Annotated in this window: 22 protein-coding genes; 15 read left to right on the top strand and 7 right to left on the bottom strand. The window is 68.6% G+C overall.

Annotated features, from left to right (window positions below; translation table 11 throughout):
• Window positions 1-59: 59 nt before the first annotated feature.
• From ACFO5K_RS19325 to ACFO5K_RS19315, 3 genes are read left to right on the top strand one after another with little or no spacing between them, the layout of a single operon-like run.
• Entirely contained in the window at window positions 60-1,214 is a 1,155-nt protein-coding gene (locus tag ACFO5K_RS19325) for an acyl-CoA dehydrogenase family protein (protein WP_378564659.1), read from the top strand.
• Window positions 1,211-2,386, top strand: coding sequence for a CaiB/BaiF CoA transferase family protein (locus ACFO5K_RS19320; protein ID WP_378564656.1), 1,176 nt, complete (start codon window positions 1,211-1,213; stop codon window positions 2,384-2,386). The genes ACFO5K_RS19325 and ACFO5K_RS19320 overlap by 4 nt, the downstream gene beginning before the upstream one ends.
• Window positions 2,383-3,222, top strand: a complete 840-nt coding sequence (locus ACFO5K_RS19315) for an FAS1-like dehydratase domain-containing protein (protein ID WP_378564653.1) — start codon at window positions 2,383-2,385, stop codon at window positions 3,220-3,222. The genes ACFO5K_RS19320 and ACFO5K_RS19315 overlap by 4 nt, the downstream gene beginning before the upstream one ends.
• 14 nt (window positions 3,223-3,236) lie before the next feature.
• Here the strand turns inward: ACFO5K_RS19315 and ACFO5K_RS19310 are convergent, their stop codons facing one another.
• Window positions 3,237-5,279: a hypothetical protein gene (locus ACFO5K_RS19310; protein WP_378564650.1), complete on the bottom strand. Its 2,043-nt coding sequence runs from the start codon at window positions 5,277-5,279 to the stop codon at window positions 3,237-3,239.
• Window positions 5,276-5,836, bottom strand: coding sequence for a nuclear transport factor 2 family protein (locus tag ACFO5K_RS19305; RefSeq protein ID WP_378564647.1), 561 nt, complete (start codon window positions 5,834-5,836; stop codon window positions 5,276-5,278). The genes ACFO5K_RS19310 and ACFO5K_RS19305 overlap by 4 nt, the downstream gene beginning before the upstream one ends.
• Before the next feature lie 104 nt (window positions 5,837-5,940).
• Between ACFO5K_RS19305 and ACFO5K_RS19300 the strand changes: the two genes are divergently transcribed.
• Entirely contained in the window at window positions 5,941-7,422 is a 1,482-nt protein-coding gene (locus ACFO5K_RS19300; protein ID WP_378564644.1) for a zinc-binding dehydrogenase, read from the top strand.
• A 9-nt stretch (window positions 7,423-7,431) separates the two neighbouring features.
• Here the strand turns inward: ACFO5K_RS19300 and ACFO5K_RS19295 are convergent, their stop codons facing one another.
• Genes ACFO5K_RS19295 through ACFO5K_RS19280 form a run of 4 tightly spaced genes read right to left on the bottom strand, consistent with a single transcriptional unit; the run spans window position 7,432 to window position 9,787 of the window.
• Window positions 7,432-8,310 (bottom strand): NAD(P)-dependent oxidoreductase, encoded by an 879-nt coding sequence (locus tag ACFO5K_RS19295; RefSeq protein WP_378564641.1) that lies wholly within the window; start codon window positions 8,308-8,310, stop codon window positions 7,432-7,434.
• A complete protein-coding gene (locus ACFO5K_RS19290) occupies window positions 8,303-8,698 on the bottom strand; it encodes a carboxymuconolactone decarboxylase family protein (protein WP_378564638.1) in 396 nt (131 codons plus the stop codon). Before ACFO5K_RS19290 ends, ACFO5K_RS19295 begins: the two co-directional genes overlap by 8 nt.
• Window positions 8,699-8,704: 6 nt before the next feature.
• On the bottom strand, window positions 8,705-9,529 hold the full coding sequence (locus tag ACFO5K_RS19285) for an SDR family oxidoreductase (protein ID WP_378564635.1): 825 nt from the start codon (window positions 9,527-9,529) through the stop codon (window positions 8,705-8,707).
• Window positions 9,530-9,574: 45 nt separating this feature from the next.
• The gene (locus ACFO5K_RS19280) at window positions 9,575-9,787 is read right to left on the bottom strand and encodes a hypothetical protein (protein WP_378564632.1); all 213 of its coding nucleotides are present in this window, start codon (window positions 9,785-9,787) and stop codon (window positions 9,575-9,577) included.
• Window positions 9,788-9,865: 78 nt separating this feature from the next.
• Here ACFO5K_RS19280 and ACFO5K_RS19275 point away from each other — a divergent pair, with 78 nt between their 5' ends.
• The 8 genes from ACFO5K_RS19275 to ACFO5K_RS19240 are packed head-to-tail and all read left to right on the top strand — an operon-like array spanning window position 9,866 to window position 18,104.
• Window positions 9,866-11,443 (top strand): methylmalonyl-CoA mutase family protein, encoded by a 1,578-nt coding sequence (locus ACFO5K_RS19275; RefSeq protein WP_378564629.1) that lies wholly within the window; start codon window positions 9,866-9,868, stop codon window positions 11,441-11,443.
• Entirely contained in the window at window positions 11,443-11,844 is a 402-nt protein-coding gene (locus tag ACFO5K_RS19270; RefSeq protein ID WP_378564626.1) for a cobalamin B12-binding domain-containing protein, read from the top strand. Before ACFO5K_RS19275 ends, ACFO5K_RS19270 begins: the two co-directional genes overlap by 1 nt.
• A gap of 48 nt (window positions 11,845-11,892) precedes the next feature.
• Window positions 11,893-12,846, top strand: a complete 954-nt coding sequence (locus tag ACFO5K_RS19265) for a TIGR03564 family F420-dependent LLM class oxidoreductase (RefSeq protein ID WP_378566187.1) — start codon at window positions 11,893-11,895, stop codon at window positions 12,844-12,846.
• Entirely contained in the window at window positions 12,846-13,895 is a 1,050-nt protein-coding gene (locus ACFO5K_RS19260; protein WP_378564623.1) for a CaiB/BaiF CoA transferase family protein, read from the top strand. Before ACFO5K_RS19265 ends, ACFO5K_RS19260 begins: the two co-directional genes overlap by 1 nt.
• Window positions 13,896-13,934: 39 nt before the next feature.
• Window positions 13,935-15,374 carry a class I adenylate-forming enzyme family protein gene (locus ACFO5K_RS19255; protein WP_378564620.1) on the top strand — a complete coding sequence of 480 codons (1,440 nt, stop codon included), beginning with the start codon at window positions 13,935-13,937 and terminating at the stop codon, window positions 15,372-15,374.
• Complete coding sequence (locus ACFO5K_RS19250; RefSeq protein WP_378564617.1) at window positions 15,352-16,257, top strand: acyl-CoA dehydrogenase family protein; 906 nt, start codon at window positions 15,352-15,354, stop codon at window positions 16,255-16,257. The genes ACFO5K_RS19255 and ACFO5K_RS19250 overlap by 23 nt, the downstream gene beginning before the upstream one ends.
• Window positions 16,244-17,332: an acyl-CoA dehydrogenase family protein gene (locus ACFO5K_RS19245; RefSeq protein ID WP_378564614.1), complete on the top strand. Its 1,089-nt coding sequence runs from the start codon at window positions 16,244-16,246 to the stop codon at window positions 17,330-17,332. The genes ACFO5K_RS19250 and ACFO5K_RS19245 overlap by 14 nt, the downstream gene beginning before the upstream one ends.
• Before the next feature lies 1 nt (window position 17,333).
• Complete coding sequence (locus tag ACFO5K_RS19240) at window positions 17,334-18,104, top strand: enoyl-CoA hydratase/isomerase family protein (RefSeq protein ID WP_378564611.1); 771 nt, start codon at window positions 17,334-17,336, stop codon at window positions 18,102-18,104.
• Window positions 18,105-18,208: 104 nt separating this feature from the next.
• On the opposite strand, the gene ACFO5K_RS19235 is transcribed toward ACFO5K_RS19240, so the two are convergent.
• On the bottom strand, window positions 18,209-18,973 hold the full coding sequence (locus tag ACFO5K_RS19235) for an SDR family NAD(P)-dependent oxidoreductase (RefSeq protein WP_378564608.1): 765 nt from the start codon (window positions 18,971-18,973) through the stop codon (window positions 18,209-18,211).
• 52 nt (window positions 18,974-19,025) lie between these two features.
• Here ACFO5K_RS19235 and ACFO5K_RS19230 point away from each other — a divergent pair, with 52 nt between their 5' ends.
• Genes ACFO5K_RS19230 through ACFO5K_RS19220 form a run of 3 tightly spaced genes read left to right on the top strand, consistent with a single transcriptional unit; the run spans window position 19,026 to window position 22,552 of the window.
• Window positions 19,026-20,453 (top strand): class I adenylate-forming enzyme family protein, encoded by a 1,428-nt coding sequence (locus ACFO5K_RS19230; protein ID WP_378564605.1) that lies wholly within the window; start codon window positions 19,026-19,028, stop codon window positions 20,451-20,453.
• Window positions 20,446-21,597: a thiolase family protein gene (locus ACFO5K_RS19225; protein ID WP_378564602.1), complete on the top strand. Its 1,152-nt coding sequence runs from the start codon at window positions 20,446-20,448 to the stop codon at window positions 21,595-21,597. Before ACFO5K_RS19230 ends, ACFO5K_RS19225 begins: the two co-directional genes overlap by 8 nt.
• 55 nt (window positions 21,598-21,652) lie before the next feature.
• Complete coding sequence (locus ACFO5K_RS19220) at window positions 21,653-22,552, top strand: ArgK/MeaB family GTPase (RefSeq protein WP_378566185.1); 900 nt, start codon at window positions 21,653-21,655, stop codon at window positions 22,550-22,552.
• Window positions 22,553-22,610 lie beyond the last annotated feature (58 nt).

The raw sequence follows: 22,610 nt of genomic DNA, 5'->3' as shown, positions 1-22,610 counted from the left end.
ATTACCTCACATGATGATGGTGCCGGGGTCCCGGTGCACGTGTATCGGGAGGAGGAACCGTGGTGGACGAGCTTGCCGACGAGGAGGCCGCACTGGTCGCGGTGGTGCGTGATTTCGTCGATCGCGACGTCAGGCCGGTGGCATCCGAGCTCGAGCACGCCAACACCTATCCGGCGAAGCTGATCGAGCAGATGAAACGGATCGGGATTTTCGGGCTCGCCGTGCCGGAACCCTGGGGCGACGGCAGCGTGTCGACGTCCTGCTACGCGGCGGTCACCGAGGAGTTGTCGCGCGGATGGATGAGTTTGGCCGGCGCTATGGGCGGACACACCGTGGTCGCCAAATTGCTGCTGGACTACGGCACCGACGCACAGCGCGACCGTTATCTGCCGCGGCTGTCCACCGGTGAACTGCGGGCCACCATGGCGTTGACCGAGCCGGGTGGCGGGTCGGATCTGCAGGCGCTGCGGACCACCGCCCGCCGCGACAACGACCACTACGTGGTCGACGGCTCGAAGACCTGGATCAGCAACGCGCGTCGGTCGGGACTGGTCGCGCTGCTGTGCAAGACCGATCCGGGCGCCGTGCCCGCCCATCGCGGTATGAGCATTCTGCTGGTGGAGCCGGGGCCTGGTTTCGCCGTCTCGCGCGACCTGCCCAAACTCGGTTACAAGGGTGTGGAGAGCTGCGAGCTCGTCTTCGACGGCATGCGGGTGCCGAGGTCTTCGCTCCTCGGTGGGGTCGAGGGGAAGGGGTTCGGGCAGATGATGCGCGGCCTGGAGATCGGGCGCATCCAGGTGGCCTCCCGAGCGCTCGGTGTCGGACGTGCCGCGCTCGAGGATTCGATCCGGTACGCACAGCAACGGGAGAGTTTCGGCAAGCCGATCTGGGAGCACCAGGCCGTCGGTCACTACCTGGCCGATATGGCGACCACGCTGAGCGCCGCCCGTCAGCTCGTGCACTATGCCGCCCGGCGCTACGACTCCGGACAGCGCGCCGACATGGAAGCCGGGATGGCGAAGTTGTTCGCCTCCGAGACCGCGATGCAGATCGCGTTGAACGCGATGCGTATCCACGGTGGCCACGGGTATTCGACCGAGTTCGATGTGGAGCGCTACTTTCGCGATGCACCCCTGATGATCGTCGGAGAGGGCACGAACGAGATCCAGCGCAACGTCATCGCCCGCCAGCTCATCGGCCGGAATCCCGCGTGAGCGCCGTGCACCGTCCGCTGGCGGGAATCACGGTCGTCGCGGTGGAGCAGGCCGTGGCCGCGCCGTTCGCGACCAGACAGCTCGCGGATCTGGGCGCCCGCGTGATCAAGATCGAGCGTCCCGACGGCGGCGACTTCGCCCGTGGGTACGACGACACGGTGCACGGCCAGTCGAGCTATTTCGTCTGGCTCAATCGCGGAAAGGAGAGCGTCGCACTCGATATCAAACAGCCCGGCGATCGTCAGCTGCTGGACGCCATGATCGAACACTGCGACGTCTTCGTCCAGAATCTCGCACCCGGTGCGGCCGAACGGCTCGCCCTCGACGCCGCCACCCTGCGCGCGGACCGCCCGGAGCTGATCCACTGCTCCATTTCCGGCTACGGGACGGAGGGACCGTACCGGTCGAAGAAGGCCTACGATCTGCTGCTCCAGTGCGAGACCGGGCTCGTGATGTCCACGGGCACCCCGGAAGTCCCCGCGAAAGCCGGATTCTCGATCGCCGATATCGCGACGGGGATGTACGCCTACAGTGGCATCCTCACCGCGCTGTACCAGCGTGCGCACACCGGTGTCGGGGCCGGCCTGCACGTCGCCATGATCGATGCGCTGGGCGAGTGGATGAGCCAACCCGCCTACTTCGGCCGCTACGGTGACGAGCCGCCGCGTCGGACCGCGGCCAGGCATCCGTCCATCTCGCCCTACGGTCCCTACCGTACGGCCGACGGCACGGTCTTCCTCGCTGTTCAGCACGACCGCGAGTGGCAGGCGTTGTGCGACAAGGTATTACATCGGACGGAGTTGAAGTACGACAGCCGTTTCGTCACCAACACTGCTCGCGTGCACCACGACGCCGAGCTGACCGTCCTACTGGAAGCGGCGTTCGCGCGGGCCGACTGCGGTCGTGTCATGGAATGGCTGGACGCGGCCGGTGTCGCCGGTGCCCGGATTCGCACGCCGGCGGAACTCACCCGGCATCCGCAGTTGGCGGCCCGTGATCGGTGGCGACCGGTGAGTACTCCCGGCGGGATGATCTCGGCACTGCTGCCACCGGTCGAAACGACCGCGGGGGAACCGGTGATGGGCGCGATACCGGAACTCGGTCAGCACACGGATGACATCAGAACCGAATTCGGCGCGCCGCGGTCGAGTACTGAGGAGTCTGCGCCATGACCACGATCGTCGAACGCAGCGAGCGGCTGGTAGCGGGGCCCGCGGAGGCGCTCGCGGGACTACTCGGTGTCCCGATGCCCGATCTCGATCGGGGATTGCCGATGCTGTGGCACTGGGTGTATCTGCTCGACCGCCCCGCCCAGGCCGATCTCGGCCCGGACGGTCACCCGATCCGGAACGCGGTCCCGGAGCCACCGGAACCAGGTCTGCGGCGCATGTGGGCCGGGGGACAGGTGCGGGTCCGTGGCGTGCTGCGTTGCGGCGAGCGCGTCACCAGGCAGACGAGAGTGCTTGGAACACAACGGAAAACGGGCCGCACCGGTCCGCTGACTTTCGTCACCGTCGGGCATCGGATCCTGCAGCGCGATCGGATCCTCGTCGAGGAACGGCAAGACCTCGTCTATCGCGCGGCCTCCGCCGCCGACGCGCGGGCCCACGCACAGCCGGAGCCGCTGGTGGTCGCCCCGCGGCCGGAGGAATGGTCCATCGACACCTCCGCGGCGCTGTTGTTCCGGTTCTCGGCGCTCACCTACAACGCCCACCGCATCCACTACGACCGCGACTACGCCCGCGCGGTCGAAGGCTATCCGGGCCTGCTCGTGCACGGGCCGCTGCAGGCGCTCGCCATGGCCGAAGCCGTACGTGCCAGGGGCTGCACCGGTGCGCAGGTCTTCGACTATCGGCTGCTGTCTCCGTTGTTCGACCATCAGGGGTTGGTGGTGAGCGCTGCCGCCGACGCGGGTGCGCTCACCACCGTGGCCCGTGACCGATACGGGCGTCGGACCGCCACCGGCAGTATGCGTCCGGTCGACGACACTCTCGCCGCTCGATGGTGAGCCGGGCTCGACGGTCAGCGCACCACCACGCGCACCCGGGCGAGGTTGGGCACCCGCTCGAACGCTGAATTCGGATCACGTTGCGAGGTCACGCGCACCGCCGCGAAGTAGGTGCCGGGCCGGTCATAGGCGAAGGTTTGGCCGACCCGGACCGTGCCGTGCTCCTTGGCATCGAACGGCCGGTCCACGAAGTCGCCGGAGCCGGTGAAGTCCCACTCTGTCGCGGTGATCTGGCCGGTGCCGGGCGGGATCTGAATCGTGGCTCTGAAGTCGACCGGTTGCCCCGCGGAGACCTCGATGCGGTCGTTGTCACCGATCTCCCACTCGACCACCGGTTGAATACCCTTGCGTGCCGCGGCCTTGTTCGGCACCGTGATCTGACCGTCCCGCACGTCGTAAACGGTGGACTTCGGTGGCCGCCGGCCCGTTTCGGCCCACGCGGCCACATCGCGCAGCGCCTGCTGTAGAACGCCGAAGTAGCCGACGAGTCTGCTGGTCCGCGCTCCGATGTGGTCGGCGTTGTCGTTGTAGAGGAGCCGGAAGGAATCAGCGTTGCCCGCGGCTCGGACCTGCTCGGAGTACCAGTCGCAGTCCCACGGGAAGGCGTCGGCGTCGAGCAGGTTGCACACCGCGATGACCTTGCCGTTGATCTTGCCGTTCCAGGTGCCGCCACCGGTGACACTCCGGGAGATCGCCGGGCCGATCTCCATGGGCCGTTGTGGGTAGCGCGGGGTTCCGTCCGCGTTGCGGTACTGGTCGAAGGCATACAAGCCTGCCCTGGCAGGCACCTGGTGGCGAGGGTAGGAAGGCAGGGCCAACCACCATCGGTTGTCGATCCGGATCTTCCCGCCGACCTCGAGGGCGGCGAGCACCTCGGGTGGGTTGCCGTCGGCGAGGACGATGGAATTGCTCGCTGCGTCGAGTGTGCCGTTCAGCGTGCTCTCGCCAGTGGCACCCTCTGCGGTATGGACGGTGAAGTCCAGCGCTGTGCCCGCCGGATTGTGCGGAACGTCGTCGATTGTCACGCCTGTCACGGTGCCCTCGCCATCGCGGAGGACCTGTGTGATGCCGACCTCCCGGTCCACCTTCTTCGAGCGGAGAAGATCGCCGAGGGGCGATTGCTCGGTGCCCAGATATCCCGGCTCGCTCCAGAACTCGTCGGCGTAGTTCGGATCCATGAGTCTGACCTGGGTGCCGAAGCCGAGCAGACCGGCCGGGCCGGCCGGGGTTCCGCTGGCGCCGAGACCGAGCAGGTACTCGTAATCCTCCCAAGCGCGCAGCGGCACACCGAGTTTCGTCATCTCGGTCAGAACGGTTCGTTGTGCGTCGTCCAGGCCCGCGGAGGGGTCACCGCTGCCACCCGGGGCGACGGCGTCCGCGATCGCGGGAGCCACATCCGCGAGAACAAGTGATCCGAGTGCGCGGATGAAGAAGTAGTTCGGGATGGCCTGCGGATTGCCGAGGATGAACGGCACACCGCCGTCCCATACGCCCGTGGTGTTCTCCATCGCGCCGGTGGTCTGGAAGGAGCCGCCGCTGCCGCCCCAGACGTAGCCGTAGATGCTTCCGGTGTGCCCGTAGTATTGCGCGGCAACGGTTTTCGCGAACTTGGACGCCGCGGCGTCGACGCGATAGCCGCCGCCGCCATTGGTCTGGACGGTGTAGGCGCCCGCGGCCGCGCCGAAGGCGAGCACCGGTTCCCCGGTGATGTTGTTCTCGACGTTCTCGTCGTCGAGCGGATACACGCTGTGGTAAAAGCGGCCCTGCCACTGATCCTTGGGTGGCAGGTAGATGGCGAACCGCTTGTCGGTGCCCTCGAAGTGGCCGGTGACCTTGCGGTGGGTGATCGGCGTTGTCAGGTCGACTTCGTTGTCGATCACCGGTTTCGCGTAATCCGGGTCGACGCACTCGGCGGTGACCCATATCGGGCCGCCGGCAGTCGCCGGTGCGCACTCGGGCGCGGATTGCGCCGACGTGGTCGCCGGCAGAACAGCGAGCACGGTGCCGGCGACCACGACTGCGGGCAACCAAGTTCTCACGGGCTTGCTGCGGATCATCGGTGATCTTCCTCGGTGGCGCTACGGAGCAGCGGGCGTTGGTAGGACAGGTCGGAGGTGTCGCGCGCACCGGCCGGATAGCCCTGGCTCGCGAAGAACGGGGAGGCCAGAACCGAGGCGTCGGCGGTGAACATGATCTCGACCGTGGAGCGGCGCAGCGCGATTCGCCACTGGCCGTCGCGTCGTTCGAGCCGATCCACATAGCGGCCACTGACGAACTGCGCGGTCGTTCCGTCGTTGCCGAGGAGGACGACGATCGAATAGCTCTCCGCGTGGGCGGTGTCGCCCTGGATCTCGCAGGTGTGGGTGGTGATGTTGTGGGTGTGTACGCGCGCGGTCGCGGCATGGGCGGCGTTCGCCCACTGTGCGTAGTCGGTGCCGGTATTGGTCGCCTTGCCGTGCTCGTCGATCGCGTCGGGGTGATAGGCGCCGGTGATCAGGTCGGTGTCGTGCCGGTCGCAGCCACGGGCATGGTTGGCGACGCAGTCCAGGATCGCGGTGCGGTCGAGGAGATATCGCAGGTCTCGTCGCAGAGATTCCAGATCGGGTGTCGTCATCGCTGCCTCATATTGGTGATGCGTACAAGAATAGGGTTACCATACTCGCAAATGAGACTTTTGACCGAGGAAAGTAGTGTGCCGTGGAGAGTGAGCCACCGCTGGTGAGATCACGCGGAGTCGGCGCGCGGGGTTCACGCACTCGCGCCGAAATCATCTGTGCCACAGCCGAACTGACACTGGAACAGGGATACGCGGCCGTCACCTATCGCAGCGTGGCGAGCCGGGCCGGGGTGACCGCGAGCCTGGTTCAGTACTACTTCCCGGACATGGACGACCTGTTCATCGCGGTCCTCATCGACAGCACCGACGAGCTGGTGGTCCGCCTGTCGCGCGTGGGCGAATCCGCGCATCCGCTGCGCGCGGTGTGGGCCTATGCCAACGATCCGGCCGGAACGAAGCTCCTGCTGGAATTCATGGCGCTGGCCAATCACCGCAAGCGGGTCGGACAGGTCATCGGTTCGGGCGGGGAACGCGTCCGCAAGGCGCTGCTCGCCGCGGTGACGCCCACCTTGCGGAAGTACGGCTTGCCGGAGGACGAATTCCCAGCCGCCGCAGTCGTTTTCCTGATGTCGGCCGTGCCCCGGATGATCCACTTCGAGCAGATGTTCGGCGCCTCCACCGGACACGCCGAGATGGTCGAACGGATAGAAGCCTTTCTCGATCGAGTGGAGCCGACGATGAGAACGGTGAGCCAGGACGCGTTCGGCGGTCCCGAGGTGTTGCGGACCATCGAGGCACCGCGACCGGTTCTCCTGGCAGGGGAGGTGTTGATCCGGATGGCCGCGACCTCGGTGAACCCCGTCGACACGAAGGCCCGGTCGGGTGCGGTGCGGTACCTGGGCGAGCCGCCCTTCACCCTCGGATTCGACGTGGCGGGCACGATCGTCGAAGTCGGCGCCGAGGTCGACGCGTTCGCACCCGGCGACGAGGTTTTCGGCATGGTCGCCAGTCGCACCGGCACCTACAGCGAATACGTCGTGGCCGGCACCGATACCATCGCGCCGCGACCGCACCGGGTGAGCGCACTGCAGGCCGCGGCATTGCCCACCGCCGGTTCGACCGCCTGGCAGGCGCTGCGGCTGGCGGGGCTGAGCGATGGCGAGCGCATCCTGATCCACGCCGGTGCGGGTGGGGTAGGCCATCTCGCCGTGCAACTGGCCACACTGCGCGGCGCCCATGTGGCGGCGACCGCACGCGCCGCCAATCACGCCTTCCTGCGTGAGCTCGGCGCCGCAGAGGTCATCGACTACCAGAGCGTCGATTTCGAGAAGGTCGTCACCGACGTCGACGTGGTGCTCGACCTGGTCGGCGGTGGCTACGGCAGCCGATCGCTGCGAGTCCTTCGCCCCGGCGGCCGCTACGTCACCGCGCAGGGTTCCGACGCGGCCGACGATCCGCGCTGCCGACGTGTCACCGGCCGCCCGTCCATCGATGACCTGTCCGCACTCGCAGACCTGGTCGGCGACGGCCGACTGCGGGTCCACATCGATCGGGTCATGTCACTGACCGAGATCGCCGAGGCCCACCGCCTCAGCGAATCCGGCCGCACCAGAGGAAAGATCGTGCTCGTGCCGTGGCGCTAGGCCACCGGCTCAGCCGACGTCCGATACCCAGCGGGCGATCTCGGTCTGATCGGCGTCCGGGCCGAGATCGGCGGCGGCCCGGGCCCAGACCTCGACGCCGCGTTCGCCGAGGCCCGCCGGAACGTCGAGGGTCGCGGCCAATTCGGTGGCGACGCGCATGTCCTTGATCATCAGGCGCATCGCGAAACCGGAATCGTAGGTGCCGGGCAGGACGAAGCGGGGGAGTTTGGTCGCGGTGGCCTCGCTGCGGCCGCTGGCCCGGTCGATCACCGACAGCATGAGTTCCGGGTCGAGCCCGAACCGTTTCCCGATGGCCAAGCCCTCCGCCGCGGCGAGCAGGTGCACGCCCGCGAGGAGATTGTTGATCGCCTTGAGCGCGTGACCCGCGCCGCTCGCGCCCACCCAGGTGGGTGTGCCGAGCTCGCGCAGCAGCGGTTCGACGGCGGCCACCGCGCCCGCCTCGCCGCCGCACATGATCGTGAGTGTGCCCGCGGCGGCGCCGGACACGCCGCCCGAAACCGGTGCGTCGACGAAAGCTACTCCACGCGAGCCAAGTTCGGCGGCCAGGCGCCGCGTCGACAGGGGCTCGGAGGAACTCATATCGACGACGATCGTGCCGGGCCGCAAGGCGCCGACGACGGCGGGATCGCCGAGCACCGCCTCCACGACCGCGGAAGCGGGCAGCATCAGAACGACGGTGCCCGCGCCCGCCACCGCGGCGGACGCGGTGTCGGCGACCCGGCCACCCACCGCGGCGAGGGTGGCGCGCGCACTCTCCTGCGGATCGAACCCGGCCACATCGACCGCGCCCCGGCCGACCAGGCGCCGCGCCATGGGGGCTCCCATATTGCCTAGGCCGAGAAAGCCGACAGTGCCGCCGTCACTCATCGGTGTACTCCTCGATGATCGGTCCGGCGACCCGGAACGCTTCCACAGCGGCGGGCACACCCGCGTACACCATGGTCTGCAGCAGCACTTCCCGGATTTCCTCGGTCGTCGCGCCATTGGTGAGCGCGCCGCGCACATGTGTGGCGAGTTCGTGGGGACGGTTGAGGGCCACCAGCATGGCGAGGGTGAGCAGCGATCGGGTGCGCCGATCCAGGCCGGGGCGGGTCCACACCGCGCCCCAGCAGTACTCGGTCACCAGATCTTGTAGCGGGCCGGTGAATTCGTTGGTCCCGGCCAGGGCTCGGGCCACGTACTCCGCACCGACCACCTCCCGGCGGACACCGAGTCCGGCGTCGTAGAGCTCGCGGCGCGTGCCATCGGATGTCATGGCGCCTCAGTCCAGGAACATGTCGCGGATCGGGTTCTCGCCGCCGCCGTAGCGGGTGAGATCGTCGTGTCCGGATTCGATGAGTACCTGGCCGTCGAGGAAGCACTGCCCCGTGACATGTGCCGCTGGGCGCGACAGGATTTCGGCAGCCGCGTCGCCCATGATCTCGGGGCTGCGCGAGCGCGCGAGCAGGCTGCCTTCCTGCAGGTTCGCCACCGCTGAGGTGGCGATATAGGTCTGCGGCCACAGGCAGTTGACAGCGATGCCGTCCTTCGCGAATTCCGTTGCCCAGCCGAGTGACAGCAGTGTCATCCCGTACTTGGACAGCGTGTAGGACGGGTGCGCGCCCAGCCAGCGGGGGCTCGTGTTCAGTGGCGGCGAGATGGTGAGCACGTGCGGATTCGTCCCGGTCCGCAGGTGCGGCAGGCACGCGCGGGTCAGCAGGAAAGTGCCACGAATATTGATCTCCTGCATAAGATCGAACTGCTTGACCGGCAGTTCGCCGGTCGGCTGGGTGGCGATGGCACTGGCGTTGTTGACGCAGATGTCGATGCCGCCGAATCGCTGCACCGCGGTGTCGACGGCGCGCTGCACATCCTCTGCCCGGCGCACATCGCCGACGACGGCGACGGCCTTGCCGCCCGCCGCCTCGATCTCGGCCACTGCCGTGTGCACCGTGCCGGGGAGTTTCGGATGGGGTTCGGCGGTCTTGGCCAGCACGACGACATTGGCCCCCTGTCGGGCGGCGGCGAGCGCGACGGCCAGTCCGATCCCGCGGCTGGCGCCGGAGATGACCAAGGTGCGATCGGTGAGCGGGTGCTGGCTGGACATCGTTCTCCTGAGGGTGTGGTGGTCGGGTGAGGAGGGGGTCGGCGCCTAGGCGACGTCGTCGAGCAGGCTCGCCGGGAAGTCCGCTGGTCCGCGCCAGCCGCAGGGCAGCCCGCAGGACGCGGTGACTTCCCGCTCGAGACCGCCGTCGGGCAAGCGCCGCAGGGTCTCCGACGCCACGGCCGGGTAGCCGCAGCGCGGGCACTTGCCGAAGTAGTCGAGTACGTCTCGGACGCTCATGTAGCCGGGGTTGTTCTTCATGGCCCTCCTCGGCACAACCGTTGGATTCTCCTCACATGGTATTGGCATTCTCATTTTCTGCAAGTAACGTATTCAAGGATGAACGACCAGACGCACACCTCCGCCGGAATCCCGCTCCAAGCGGCATACGGCCCGGACGACCGGCGCGCGGAACCTCCCGCCGCCGGCCAGTTCCCCTTCACCCGCGGCAACTTCGCCTCCGGCTACCGGGGGCGGCTGTGGACGTTTCGCCAGTACTCCGGTTTCGGTACTGCCGAGGAGTCCAACCGCCGCTACCGCTATCTGCTCGAGCAGGGCGGCACCGGACTCTCGGTGGCGCTGGACCTGCCGACCCAGTGCGGTTACGACTCCGACGATCCCGAGGTGACCGAGGAGGTCGGCCGGGTCGGCGTTGCCGTCGACACGCTCGCCGACGCCGAAGTGCTGTTCGCCGACATCCCGCTGGACAAGATCTCGACCAGCTTCACCATCAACGGCACCGCCGCGATTCTGCTGGCGATGTACGTGGCGGCGGCCGAGAAGTCGGGGGTGTCACGTGACAAGTTGACCGGCACCATCCAGAACGACATTCTCAAGGAATACGCCTCGCGCGGTACCTGGATCTGGCCGCCGGAGCCCTCGCTGCGCCTGATCGCCGACACCATCGAGTTCTGTGCCGCGGAGGTACCGCGCTTCAACGCCATCTCGGTGGCGGGTGCGCACTTCCGCGATGCCGGTGCGAACGCGGTGCAGGAGATGGCGTTCACCCTCGCCGACGGAGTGACCTACTGCGACACCGTGGTCGAACGCGGGCGCATGACCATCGAGCAGTTCGCACCGCAGATCTCGTTCTTCTTCTACACCCACGGTGACTTCTTCGAGGAGGTCGCCAAGTACCGGGCGGGACGGCGACGGTGGGCCACCCTCGTGCGCGAGCGATACGGCGCCCAGTCCGACAAGGCGTCGATGTTCCGGTTCGGGTGTGTGGCGGGCGGTGCCTCGCTGTACGCGCCACAGGCGCAGAACAACCTGGTCCGGGTCGCCTACGAAGCCATGGCCGCCGTGTTCGGCGGGGTGCAGTCGATGTTCACGGCCGCGTGGGACGAACCCTTCGCGCTGCCGAGTGAGGAGTCGGCGACCATGGCGTTGCGCACCCAGCAGATCCTCGCCTACGAAACCGGGGTCACCCGGGTGCCGGATCCGCTCGGCGGGTCCTACTTCGTCGAGGCGCTCACCGATGCCACCGAGGAACGAATCATCGAGATCATGGCCGACCTGGAGCGCCACGGCGGGATGGTCCGCTGTATCGAGGACGGCTATCTGCAGGGACTCATCGCCGACGAGGCGTACCGGTCCCATCAGGATGTCGAGTCGGGTACCCGGCCGGTGGTCGGCGTCAACCGATTCGTCTCCGACGAGGCACCACCGGAGATCGCCACCTACGAACTCGATGCCGAAGGGCGTGACCTGCAGTTGAAGCGGCTCGCCCGGGTCAAAGCCGAACGCGATTCCGCGGCCGTTCGCGCCAGCCTGGCCGCTCTGTCGCGTGCCGCGGAGGGAACAGAGAACCTCATGCACCCACTCATCGACTGTGTCAACGCCTACTGCACGGTGGGGGAGATGACCGCCGCGCTCAAGGACGTCTGGGGCGAGTTCCAGCAGCCGGTGGTCTTCTGATGCCCGCCCGTATTCTCGTCGCCAAGCCCGGTCTCGACGGGCACGACCGTGGTGCCAAGATCGTCGCTCGCGCCCTGCGTGACGCCGGTTTCGAGGTCATCTACACCGGGATCAGGCAACGCATCGAGGACATCGTCTCGATCGCCTTGCAGGAAGACGTGGCGGTGGTCGGGCTGAGCATTCTGTCCGGCGCGCACGTGGCGATGACCCAGCGCACCGTCGATGCCCTGCGCGCCGCGGGCGCCGGGGACATCGACGTCATCGTCGGCGGAACCATCCCCGGCAGCGATGTCGCGCGGCTGCTGGAATCCGGTGCCGCCGCGGTCTTCCCGACCGGGACCGCGCTCGAGGAACTGGTGCGCGCGGTGCGTGAGCTGACCGAAACCCCCACCCCGGCATGACATCTCATCGGTGTTCGGGACCAACGACTGTGGAGAAGTGAAGCAATGGTGCGCATAGGTGTGATGATCGGGCCCGAACGCGGCGATACCGCACGCAAGGTGACCCGCATGCTCGACGACATCGAGTGGGCCGAATCGGCGGGCCTGGACACCGCGTGGATTCCGCAGATCCCCACCGATTTCGACGCGTTGCTCACCGTGGCGCTCATGGGAACTCGCACGACGCGGATCGAACTGGGCACCGCCGTGGTGCCGTTGCAGGCCCAGCACCCGATCGCCCTGGCCCGGCTGGCGCTGTCGGCGCACGCCGCGACGGGCGGTCGGCTGGCGCTGGGCGTCGGGCCCTCGCACCACTGGATCGTGCAGGACATGCTCGGGCTGCCGTACGAGAAACCCGCCGCCTACAGCCGCGACTACCTCGAGGTGCTGACCACAGCGCTGAGCGGGCCGGGACCGGTCGACGTGGACAACGACACCTTCACGGTGCACAACCCGCTCGACATCGGGCCGGTCGCGCCCCTGCCGGTGCTGATCGCCGCCCTCGGCCCGGTCATGTTGCGGATCGCGGGCGAGCAGGCCGACGGCACCATCCTGTGGATGGCCGACGAGCGCGCTGTCGCCGAACATGTCACCCCGCGCATCAGCGCGGCCGCGGCGGCCGCCGGTCGCGCGGCCCCGCGCATCGTGGCGGGTCTGCCGGTGTGCCTGTGCCGGCCTTCGGAGGTCGACGCCGCGCGGGAGCGCGCGAATCGCATTCTGGCCGAGGCGGAAACTTCGCCGAACTACCAGCGCCTGCTCGATCGCGGTTCCGCGACCAGCGTCGGCGACATCTGTGTGGCGGGCGACGAGGACGCCATCGCCGCCGGGCTGCGTCGCTACGCCGAGGCGGGCGCCACCGATCTGTCGGTGCGATTGCTCCCGATCGGCGACTCCCTCGACGATCTGCGTGCCTCCAAGCGGCGCACGCGCGAGATGATCGCCTCGCTCGCAAAGGAATTGTGATGACCGCGCCGCTGGCGGGTATCCGCGTGCTCGAGGTCGGCACCATGCTCGCCGGCCCGTACGCGAGCATGATGCTCGCCGACCTCGGCGCCGAGGTGACCAAGATCGAGCCGCCGGCCGGGGACATCTCCCGCCAGGTCGGCGACGCGTATTTCGCCAGCCTCAATCGCGGCAAGCGCAGTATCCGCCTCGACCTGGACTCGACGGACGGACAAGCCCGGCTCGGGGAACTGGTCACGACCTCGCACGCGCTGCTGGTGAACCTGAAACCCTCGGCGATCCGGCGGTACGGGCTCACCTACGACTCGCTGCGCCGGTGGAACGAGCGCATCGTCTGCGTCGCGCTCACCGGGTACGGGATGGACGCCGGGGACGATCCCGCCTTCGACTACGTCATCCAGGCCGTCGCGGGGGTGGCCGCATTGACCGGCGATCCGGCGGGCCCACCCACGTTGCCCGGGTACTCGGCGGCGGACAATTCGGCAGGACTGACCGCCGCCCTCGGCCTGCTCGCACAGATCGTGTCGGGACGCGGCGGCCAGGTGGAGGTGTCGCTACGCGATGTGATGCTGTCTCAGCTGAACTACCACGCGGCCGCCTACCTCAACGACGGTCGCGCGCCGCAGCGACGGCCGTTCGGGGCACACTCGTATTATGTTCCGGCGCAGCTGTTTCCGGCGTCCGAGGGCTACCTCGCGCTCTTCGTGACGCACGACGGATTCTGGAAGTCGTTCGCGAGTGAGGCCGGTATCGACGGCTTCGCGACCATGTCCGAACGCGCCGACCGGCGCGAAGAGGTACTCGCCGCGGTCACGTCCGCGCTGGCCGCCGACACCGCCGTCGGGTGGGAATCCCGGCTCCGGCCCCTCGGCGTTCCGGCCGCCGCCGTCAAGAACCTGCCCGAGGCGCTCGACGCCACCCCCGAGGTGATCGTCGACGCGGGGGACTTCCGACTGGTCGGCTGCCCCGTTCGGGTGCGCGGGTATCAGCCCCGGTACAGTGCGCCGCCCCTGCTCGGTGAGCACGACGATCTGAGCCCGGCCCCATGAGGGCCGGTGCGCGGGCCGGCCGGGAGCGGATCGGCGCGCATGACTGAGGCGGTACCCGTGGCCGGGGTCGGCGCTCTCGACGCGTCGGCGACCCTGGCCTTCGAGGGCGGGGAGTACAGCGGGGCCGACATCGACGCGTTGGTGGCCGGACTGGCCGAGACCCTGGCCGCGCGCGGTGTGCGCGACGGAGCGCGGGTCGCGCTGATGTCGTCGAACCGCCCCGAGTTCGTCCTCGCGGTGCGTGCGATCTGGCAGCTGTGCGCGGCGGTGGTGCTGATCAGTCCGGCGTGGAAGCGCGACGAAGTGGCGCACGCGCTGGCGGTGACCGCACCGACCCACGCGCTCGGTGACCAGAGCGTGCTGGCCGAGCTGATGCCCATGCTGTCGCTGGACGAGCCGATCGAGCCCGCCCGCGGACACCGCCGACCACTCGCCCCCGACGCGGATGCCCTGCTGGTGTTCAGTTCCGGCACCACGGGCCTGCCCAAAGCTGTCCGCCACACCCACGGTTCCTTCACCGCGGCCGTCGAACACTGGCGCCGGGCGCTGGATTTCACCGCCGCCGACCGCATACAGGTGCTCACCCCGCCCTCGCACATCCTGGGTTTGCTCAATATCGAACTCGCGCTGCGCAGCGGTGCGTGGGTGCGGTTGCACCCCCGGTTCGAGCTGGAGCGGATGCTGCGGTGCATCGAGGCCGATCGGATCACTGTCGAGATGGCCGTCGCCCCCATCGCGTTGGCGCTGGCGGCCCACCCCGCACTGGAAACCTACGACCTGTCCTCCCTGCGTTACATCATGTGGGGCGCGACCCCGGTAGCGGTCGGCGTGGCCGAAACAGTCACGCGCCGAACGGGAATCGGCTGGATGCCGGCCTATGGGGCCAGTGAGGTGCCGGTCATCGCCTGTAATCCGGTCTGCGGCGCGCGCCTGGACAGCGTCGGCAGACCCGTGCCCGGCGTCGACGTACGGATCGTGTCCCTGGAGTCCGGCATGCCGGTGGAAACGGGCCACACCGGCGAGATCGAAGTGCGTTCGGCCTCCAGAATGGCCGGATACCTGCCCGCTGCCGCCACCGAGGACGCGATACGCGACGGGTGGTACCGGACCGGTGACGTCGGATACCTCGACCCCGACGGTTGGCTGTTCGTCACCGACCGGGCCAAGGAAATGATCAAGGTGCGCGGCTTCCAAGTCGCGCCCGCCGAAATCGAAGCGGTACTGCACGGTCACCCGCTGGTCGCCGACTGCGCGGTCTTCGGCGTGCCCGATCCGGCCGATGGAGAAGCGGTCGTCGCGGCTGTCGCCACGACCGCTCCGGTGACCACGACCGAACTCACCACCCTGGTCGCCGACCGGCTGGCCACCTACAAACGAGTGCGCCGAGTCGTGTTCGTTGACCAGATTCCGCGCCTGCCATCCGGCAAGGTGCTGCGCCGACGTCTCGAGGAGCGCTATGGACGTACGTCTGACGAGTGAACAACGGCAGCTGCGCGACGCGGCCGCCAAATTGGCCGGCGAACTGGGACCGGGGTCGGTCCAGGATTTGGCGGACACCGCTCGGATCACCCGGCTGGAAAAGGCCGTCGACACCACGGGCTGGCGCGCGCTGCGCTCCGACGGCGCCTCGGGTGTCGAAGTCGCGCTCGTGGCCGAGGAATTCGGCCGCGGTCTGGTCGATGTGCCGTTTCTCGGACCGGTGCTGGCCGACGACCTGTACGGCCGCGTGCGCGGTGAGGCCGAGTACTGGACGATCGCCGTCGAGGGCCGGACCGTGGACAGCCGCGGCTGCGAACGCGTCCTGATGATCGACGGCCGCCGGATCGTGGCCGGTACGGTCGCGGCCACGCTGGACACCGTGGACCTGACCCGTGAGGAAGCCGAGGTGAGCGGCCCCTGGGAGCCGCTGGGTGAACTGTCGGCCGAACAGGCCGATCACTGGTACGCGCTCGCGCTCGTCGCCACCACGGCGGATCTGCTCGGCGCGGCGCGCGGCGCGCACGCCCTGGCCGTCGACTACGCGAAAGTCCGTGAGCAGTACGGGCATTCGATCGGCTCCTACCAGGCCGTCGCGCACCTGCTCGCCGAAGGGCTGGCGCTGATCGAAGGATCGATCAGCGTGCTGCGCCACGCCGCCTGGGCGGTCGACGAACTCGAACCCGACCAGGCCGTGCGGGCCGCGCGCATCGCGAAGGTGTATTGCGCGCGGGCCGCCCGCACCGTGTGCGAGACCGCGATCCAGGTCCACGGCGGCATCGGCAACACCTGGGAGTGCCTTGCCCACGTCTATCTGAGGCGCGCGCTCACATCCATCGAATTGTTCCCCGTGACCCTGGAGGAGACCGACAGTGGACTTTCGTGATTCACCGGCGGAGGCCGCGTTCCGGGACCGGTTGCGCGCGTGGCTGTCCGAACACGCGGGCAGGTTCCCCACCTCCGGCGACGAATACTGGGCCAAACAGGGCGAATGGCATCAGGCGCTGCACAGTGCCGGGTTCTTCGGCATTTCCTGGCCGAAGAAGTTCGGTGGTCAGGAACTGGCGCCGGTCTACGACGTGATCCTGGACGAGGAACTGGCGCGCGCGGGCGCACCGCCACGACCGAGCTTGGGTTACCTGATCCAGGGGCTCGGCAGGCACGGCAGCGAAGAACTGCAGCAGCGCTTCCTGCCGGGCATGATCGACGGCACCGAGCGCTGGTGCCAGGGCTTCAGCGAACCCGACGCCGGCTCGGACCTGGCCTCGCTGAAGACCACGGCCGTCCGCGACGGTGACGACTACGTGATCCACGGCCACAAGATCTGGACCAGCTATTCCGATGTCGCCGACTGGTGTCTGCTGCTGGCCCGCACCGACCCGAAAGCGCCCCGGCACAAGGGAATCTCGGCCTTCGTCATCGCCATGCGACAGCCGGGCGTCGAGCAGCGCCCGCTGCGGATGATCAGCGGTGTCACCAGGGAGTTCGGGCAGGTGACCTTCGACGGGGCCCGGGTACCCGCCGCGCAGATGGTCGGCGCGCCGGGGGAGGGCTGGAAGCTCGCGATGACCGTGGTCGGGCACGAGCGCGAGCCCGCCACGCTCGGCTACTCGGCCCGGTACGGAAAGCTGGTGCGGCAGTTGGCCGTTCGCACCGGTGACGATCCGCCGCGGGAACTGCGCTGGGCCGCGGTCGAAGCCGAGATGCTGCGCCTGCACGTACGCCGACGGCTTTCCGAACAGCTCGACGGCGTCTCGCACGGCCCGGAGGGCTCGGTCGACAAACTGCTCATGACCTGGGTGGACCAGGCCGTCGGGCACGCCGCCCTCGCCGTCGGTGGCACCCGCGACCCCGAGTTGTTCGGGACCTACCTCTACAGCCGCGCGCAGAGCGTGATGGGCGGCACCTCGCAGATTCAGAAGAACATCATCGCCTCGCGCATTCTCGGATTGGAAGCCTGATATGTACGACCTGCCAGCGGAAATCGACGTCCGGGCCGAGGGCTCGCTGCGGATCATCACCCTGAACCGCCCCGACAACCTCAACGCCGTCAACGACGCCCTGCACACCGGGCTGGCGAAGCTGTGGCCGCAACTGAACGACGACCTCGACGCCCGTGCCGCCGTACTCACCGGGGCGGGCAAAGCCTTCTCGGCGGGCGGCGACTTCACCTACCTCGCCGAGCTGGCCCGCGACGACGACCTGCGGAAGAAGACGATCGCGCACGGACGCGACATCGTGCTCGGCATGACCCGGTGCCGGGTACCGGTGGTGGCGGCCGTCAACGGCCCGGCGGTCGGCCTCGGCTGCAGCCTGGTGGCGTTGAGCGACATCGTCTACATCGCCGAGGACGCCTACCTGGCCGACCCGCACGTCCAGGTGGGACTGGTCGCCGCCGATGGCGGCCCGCTCACCTGGCCCCTGCAGATCAGTCTGTTGCTGGCCAAGGAGTACGCGCTCACCGGCACCCGGATCACCGCTGAGCGCGCGCGTGAACTGGGCCTGGTCAATCATGTGGTGGCCGACCCCTACGGCGAGGCGCTCACCTGCGCGAAGCGGATCGCCGAGCAACCACGTCAAGCGGTGGAGGCGACCAAACGGATGTTGAACATCCACCTCGAGCGGGCCGTGCTGGCCAGCATCGACTATGCGACCCAGGCCGAGTACCAGTCCTTCCAGACCGAGGACTTCCAGCGCAACATCGCCCGGCTGACAGCAAGCAAGAAAGCCTGACCACGTACAACTGAACGGCGAGAACATGATTCGGGCCCCGAAGCTCGGCTTCGGGGCCCGAATACGTCAGCGGGATCGCCGCTGTGCCTGCGCGGCGAACGAGGCTATTTCGGCGGGAAGCGCAGGGCGCCGTCGAGCCGGATCACCTCACCGTTGAGGTACTCGTTCTCGACGATCGCCTGGGCCAGCTGCGCGTACTCGGTGGACCGGCCCATGCGCTTGGGGTGCGGGACCTGCTTGCCCCAGTACTCCTCGAGCTGATCGGCGGCCTTACCGTAGGCGGGCGTGTTGACGGTACCCGGCGCGATGGTGACCACCCGGATACCCAGCGGTGACAGATCGCGCGCGGCGACCAGCGTCATGCCGACCACGCCACCCTTGGCCGCGGCATAGGGCAGCTGACCGATCTGTCCCTCGTAGGCGGCGATCGAGGCGGTATTGACGATGACACCGCGCGAGCCATCCGCCAGCGGTTCGGTCTTGGCGATCGACTCGGCCGCGAGTCGCATCACATTGAAGACCGCGGTCAAGTAGAACTCGACGGTGGTTCGGAAGCCGTCGAGCGCCAGCGGGCTGCCGTCCTTGCCGATCAGCCGTCCACCGGAGGCTGGCCCGCCGTGCGTGTCGACCGAAATGCGCAGCGGACCAAGAGATTCCGCCTCGGCGATGGCGGCCCGCACGGAGTCCTCGTCGGTCGCATCGGTGTGTACGTAGCGGATGCCGAGCTCGTCGGCCAGTTGCTTGCCCTTGTCGTCGGCGACGTCGGCGACCACCACTTTCGCGCCCGCCGCGAGCAGACGGCGCACCGTGGCCTCGCCGAGTCCGCCCGTTCCGCCCACGACAAGGGCGACGCTCCCGCTGATATCCATTCCGTATCCTCTCTTGCAATTAACACTCTCTGATGTAGAGAATAGCATTCTCATGAACATCAGCATGATTCTCGATATGGCCGCTTCGGCGGAGGAGCGCGCGGTGGTGACGGCCGGGGGCCGGTCGCTGTCGGCCACGGAACTGGCCGCGGCGGCGCGGCGTGCGGCGGGGAGGTTCCGGCGTCATTCGGCGGTGCTCTACCTCGGCGCCAACCACCTCGCCTATCCCGTCGCCCTGTTCGGCGCGGCGCTGGCCGGTGTGCCGTTCGTGCCGCTGAACTACCGTCTCGGCGCGCGACAACTCGACGCGCTGCTGGCTCGCCATCCGGGCGCGGTGGTCCTGCGGCCCGGCGATCTGGACGCGCTCGTGGCAGCCGATGACGATCCGGGCCCGCCGGGTGAGGTGCCCTGGGACGGCGACGCCGTCGCGGTGATCATCTACACCAGCGGCACCACCGCCGAGCCCAAGGCCGCGCTGCTGCGGCACCGCCACCTCATGGCCTATCTGCTCAACACCCAGGAGTTCGGCAGCGCGGGAGGCGAGGCCACGCTGGTCTCGGTGCCGCCGTATCACATCGCCGGTCTGACGAATCTGCTGTCGAACTTCTACAGCGGTCGGCGCGTGGTCTACCTGTCCGCCTTCGGCCCCGCCGAGTGGCTGGAAACCGTTCGACGCGAAGACATCACCCACGCGATGCTGGTGCCGACCATGCTCGCCAGGATCGTCGACGCGGTGCCCGGTGCGGACGCTGCGGTGCCGAAGCTGCGCAGCCTCGCCTACGGCGGTGCACGCACCCCGCGCCCGGTGCTCGAGCGCGCGCTGCGGGTCTTCCCGCACACCGGGTTCGTGAACGCCTACGGACTCACCGAAACCGCCTCCTCCATCGCGGTACTCGGGCCCGACGACCACCGCACGGCTCTGGCCTCCGATCAGCCCGCGACCCGCGACCGGCTCGGTTCGGTGGGTCGGGCGCTACCCGGGATCGAGATCGAGATCCGCAGCGAGGAAGGTCGGCCTGTCGCCGCGGGGGAGACCGGGCTGGTCTTCGTGCGAGGCGAGCAGATCTCCGGCGAATACGGTGGCCGCAGCGCCCTGGACGCCGACGGCTGGTTCCCGACCCGCGACCTGGGGCACCTCGACGCCGACGGTTATCTCTACATCGAGGGCAGGGCAGACGACACAATCATCCGTGGCGGCGAGAACATCGCACCCGCCGAGATCGAGGATGTGCTGCTCGCCCACCCCGATGTCCGGGAGGCCGCCGTGATCGGTGTGCCCGACCCGGAATGGGGGCAGCGGCTGGTCGCCGTCCTCGTGGGCGCGGGGGACCCGGGCGAGATCAAGCGATGGGTGAAGGAGCGACTGCGCTCGTCCAAAACGCCGGACACCATCGTCTTCCGCGATGAACTGCCACGAACCGAAACCGGAAAACTGTTGCGCCGCAATTTGATCACCGAATTGGAGAACACCGATGCCTGATCCCGAAGCCGTAATCGTCGCGGCCCTGCGCACGCCTATCGGTACCGCCGGGAAGGGGACACTGCGCGACACCGACGCGTTCCTCCTGGCCGACCACGTGATCGCCGCCGCGGCGGCACGTGTCGACGCCGATCGCATCGACGACGTGATCCTCGGTGAGGGGCGCTACGGCGGCGGGGTGATCGCCCGCCACGCCGCCGTCACCGCGGGGCTCACCACCATTCCCGGACTCGCCCACAACCGCCACTGCGCGGCGGGGATGTCAGCGGTGCAGACCGCTGCCGCCGGAATCCGGGCCGGAATGGACGAGCTCGTGCTCGCCGGCGGCGTGAACTCCGACTCCACCGCACCCAAAGCCCGCTTCCGGGTCGATACCGACGAGTGGGTCGATCCCTGGGTCTCGCCCTCCCACCCGAACCGGCCGGACGCGCCGAATCTGGACATGTCCATCACCGTCGGCTGGAACGCCGCCGTGAAATACGGTCTGACCCGCGAGGAGATGGATGCCTGGGCGCTGCGCTCACATCGCAACGCCATCGCCGCCATCGACGCGGGCCGCTTCGCCGACGAGATCGTCCCCATCGAGACCCCGCACGGCACCTTCGCCGTCGACGAGCATCCGCGGCGCGGCACGAGCATGGAGAAGCTGGCCTCGCTCAAACCCCTGCACCCGGAAATCGACGGATTCGGTATCACTGCGGGCAATGCCAGTGGCGCCAACGACGGCGCGGCGGTACTCGCGTTGGCCTCTGGGCGCCTCGGCCTGCCCGCGCTGGCGACTGTGCGCGCGTGGGCCTCGGTGGGGGTGGACCCGGCCGTGACGGGCCTGGCTCCCATCGGGGCGATTCGCAAGACACTGCACCGAGCGGGACTCTCGATCGCCGATATCGACCTGTTCGAGATCAACGAGGCGTTCGCGTCGGTGCCGCTGGCGACCATGCGGGAACTCGACATCGATCCCGAGCGCGTCAATGTCAACGGCAGTGGATGTTCGCTCGGCCATCCCGTCGCCGCCAGTGGCGCCCGGATGATCGTGACCATGGTCCACGAATTGCGCCGTCGCGGTGGCGGGTTCGGGATGCTCGCCATGTGCGCCGGCGGTGGCATGGGCTCGGCCACCCTCATCGAGGTAGCCGCTCCATGACGGCGGTGCACCGGTGACCATCGACGAACTGGTCGCGGCGGCGCGCGGTGGCAGTATGCGTGCCGCGGGACGGCTGCTGAGCCTGGTCGAAAGCCCGCGCCGCGCCGAGGTGCTCGCGGTCCTCGACCACACCCCGATCAGGGTGATCGGTTTGACCGGTCCGCCGGGGGCGGGCAAATCCACCACGATCGCCGTGCTCACCACCGCTTACCGGGCGCGGGGGTTACGGGTGGCGGTGCTCGCCGTCGATCCGTCCTCGCCCTACAGCGGTGGCGCGCTGCTCGGTGACCGCATCCGGATGGCGGCCCATATCAACGATCCCGATGTGCTCATCCGGTCGGTCGCCACGCGCGGTCACCTCGGCGGGCTCGCCGCCGCGGTGCCGGCGGCCATCCGGGTGCTCGCGGGGCTGGCTTACGACCTGGTGCTGCTCGAGAGCGTCGGTGTCGGCCAGTCGGAGATCGAGATCGCGGCGGTGGCCGATCCCACCTTGGTGATCATGAATCCCGGTGCGGGCGACGCGATTCAGGCGGCCAAGGCCGGTCTGCTCGAGATCGCCGACATTCTGGTCGTCAACAAGGCCGATCGTGACGGCGCCGAGCAGGCGGTACGCGACCTGCACGCCGAGACTCACCTGCCCGTGCTCACCCTGGTCGCGTCCCATGGCACCGGTCTGGACGAGCTGGTCGAGGCCGTCGAGGCCCATCATCGGGCCGACACCGGTGACCGTCGCGCCGCTCGCGCGCGCACGCAGATCCTGTCGCTGGCCCAGACCCGGCTCCGCACCCACCCCGAGTTGGATCGGCTGGCGCGCGGTGTCGCCCACGGGCTGCTCGACCCGTATTCGGCGGCGGAATCGCTGCTGCGCCCGCAGGCGAGCCCCGCGGTGTCGACGGCCGATGATCCGGCGTTCTGCGACGTCGCCACCACCGGGCCCGAAGCTCCGGATTGGTGATTGTAAAGTGACCGACTCCGTGCGAGAGTAGAATTCTCAGCAACGGAGAGTTGTAATC

Source organism: Nocardia halotolerans (genome assembly GCF_042650145.1).
Taxonomy (GTDB): Bacteria; Actinomycetota; Actinomycetes; order Mycobacteriales; family Mycobacteriaceae; genus Nocardia; species Nocardia halotolerans.
This window is presented reverse-complemented; position numbering and strand designations above follow the sequence as displayed.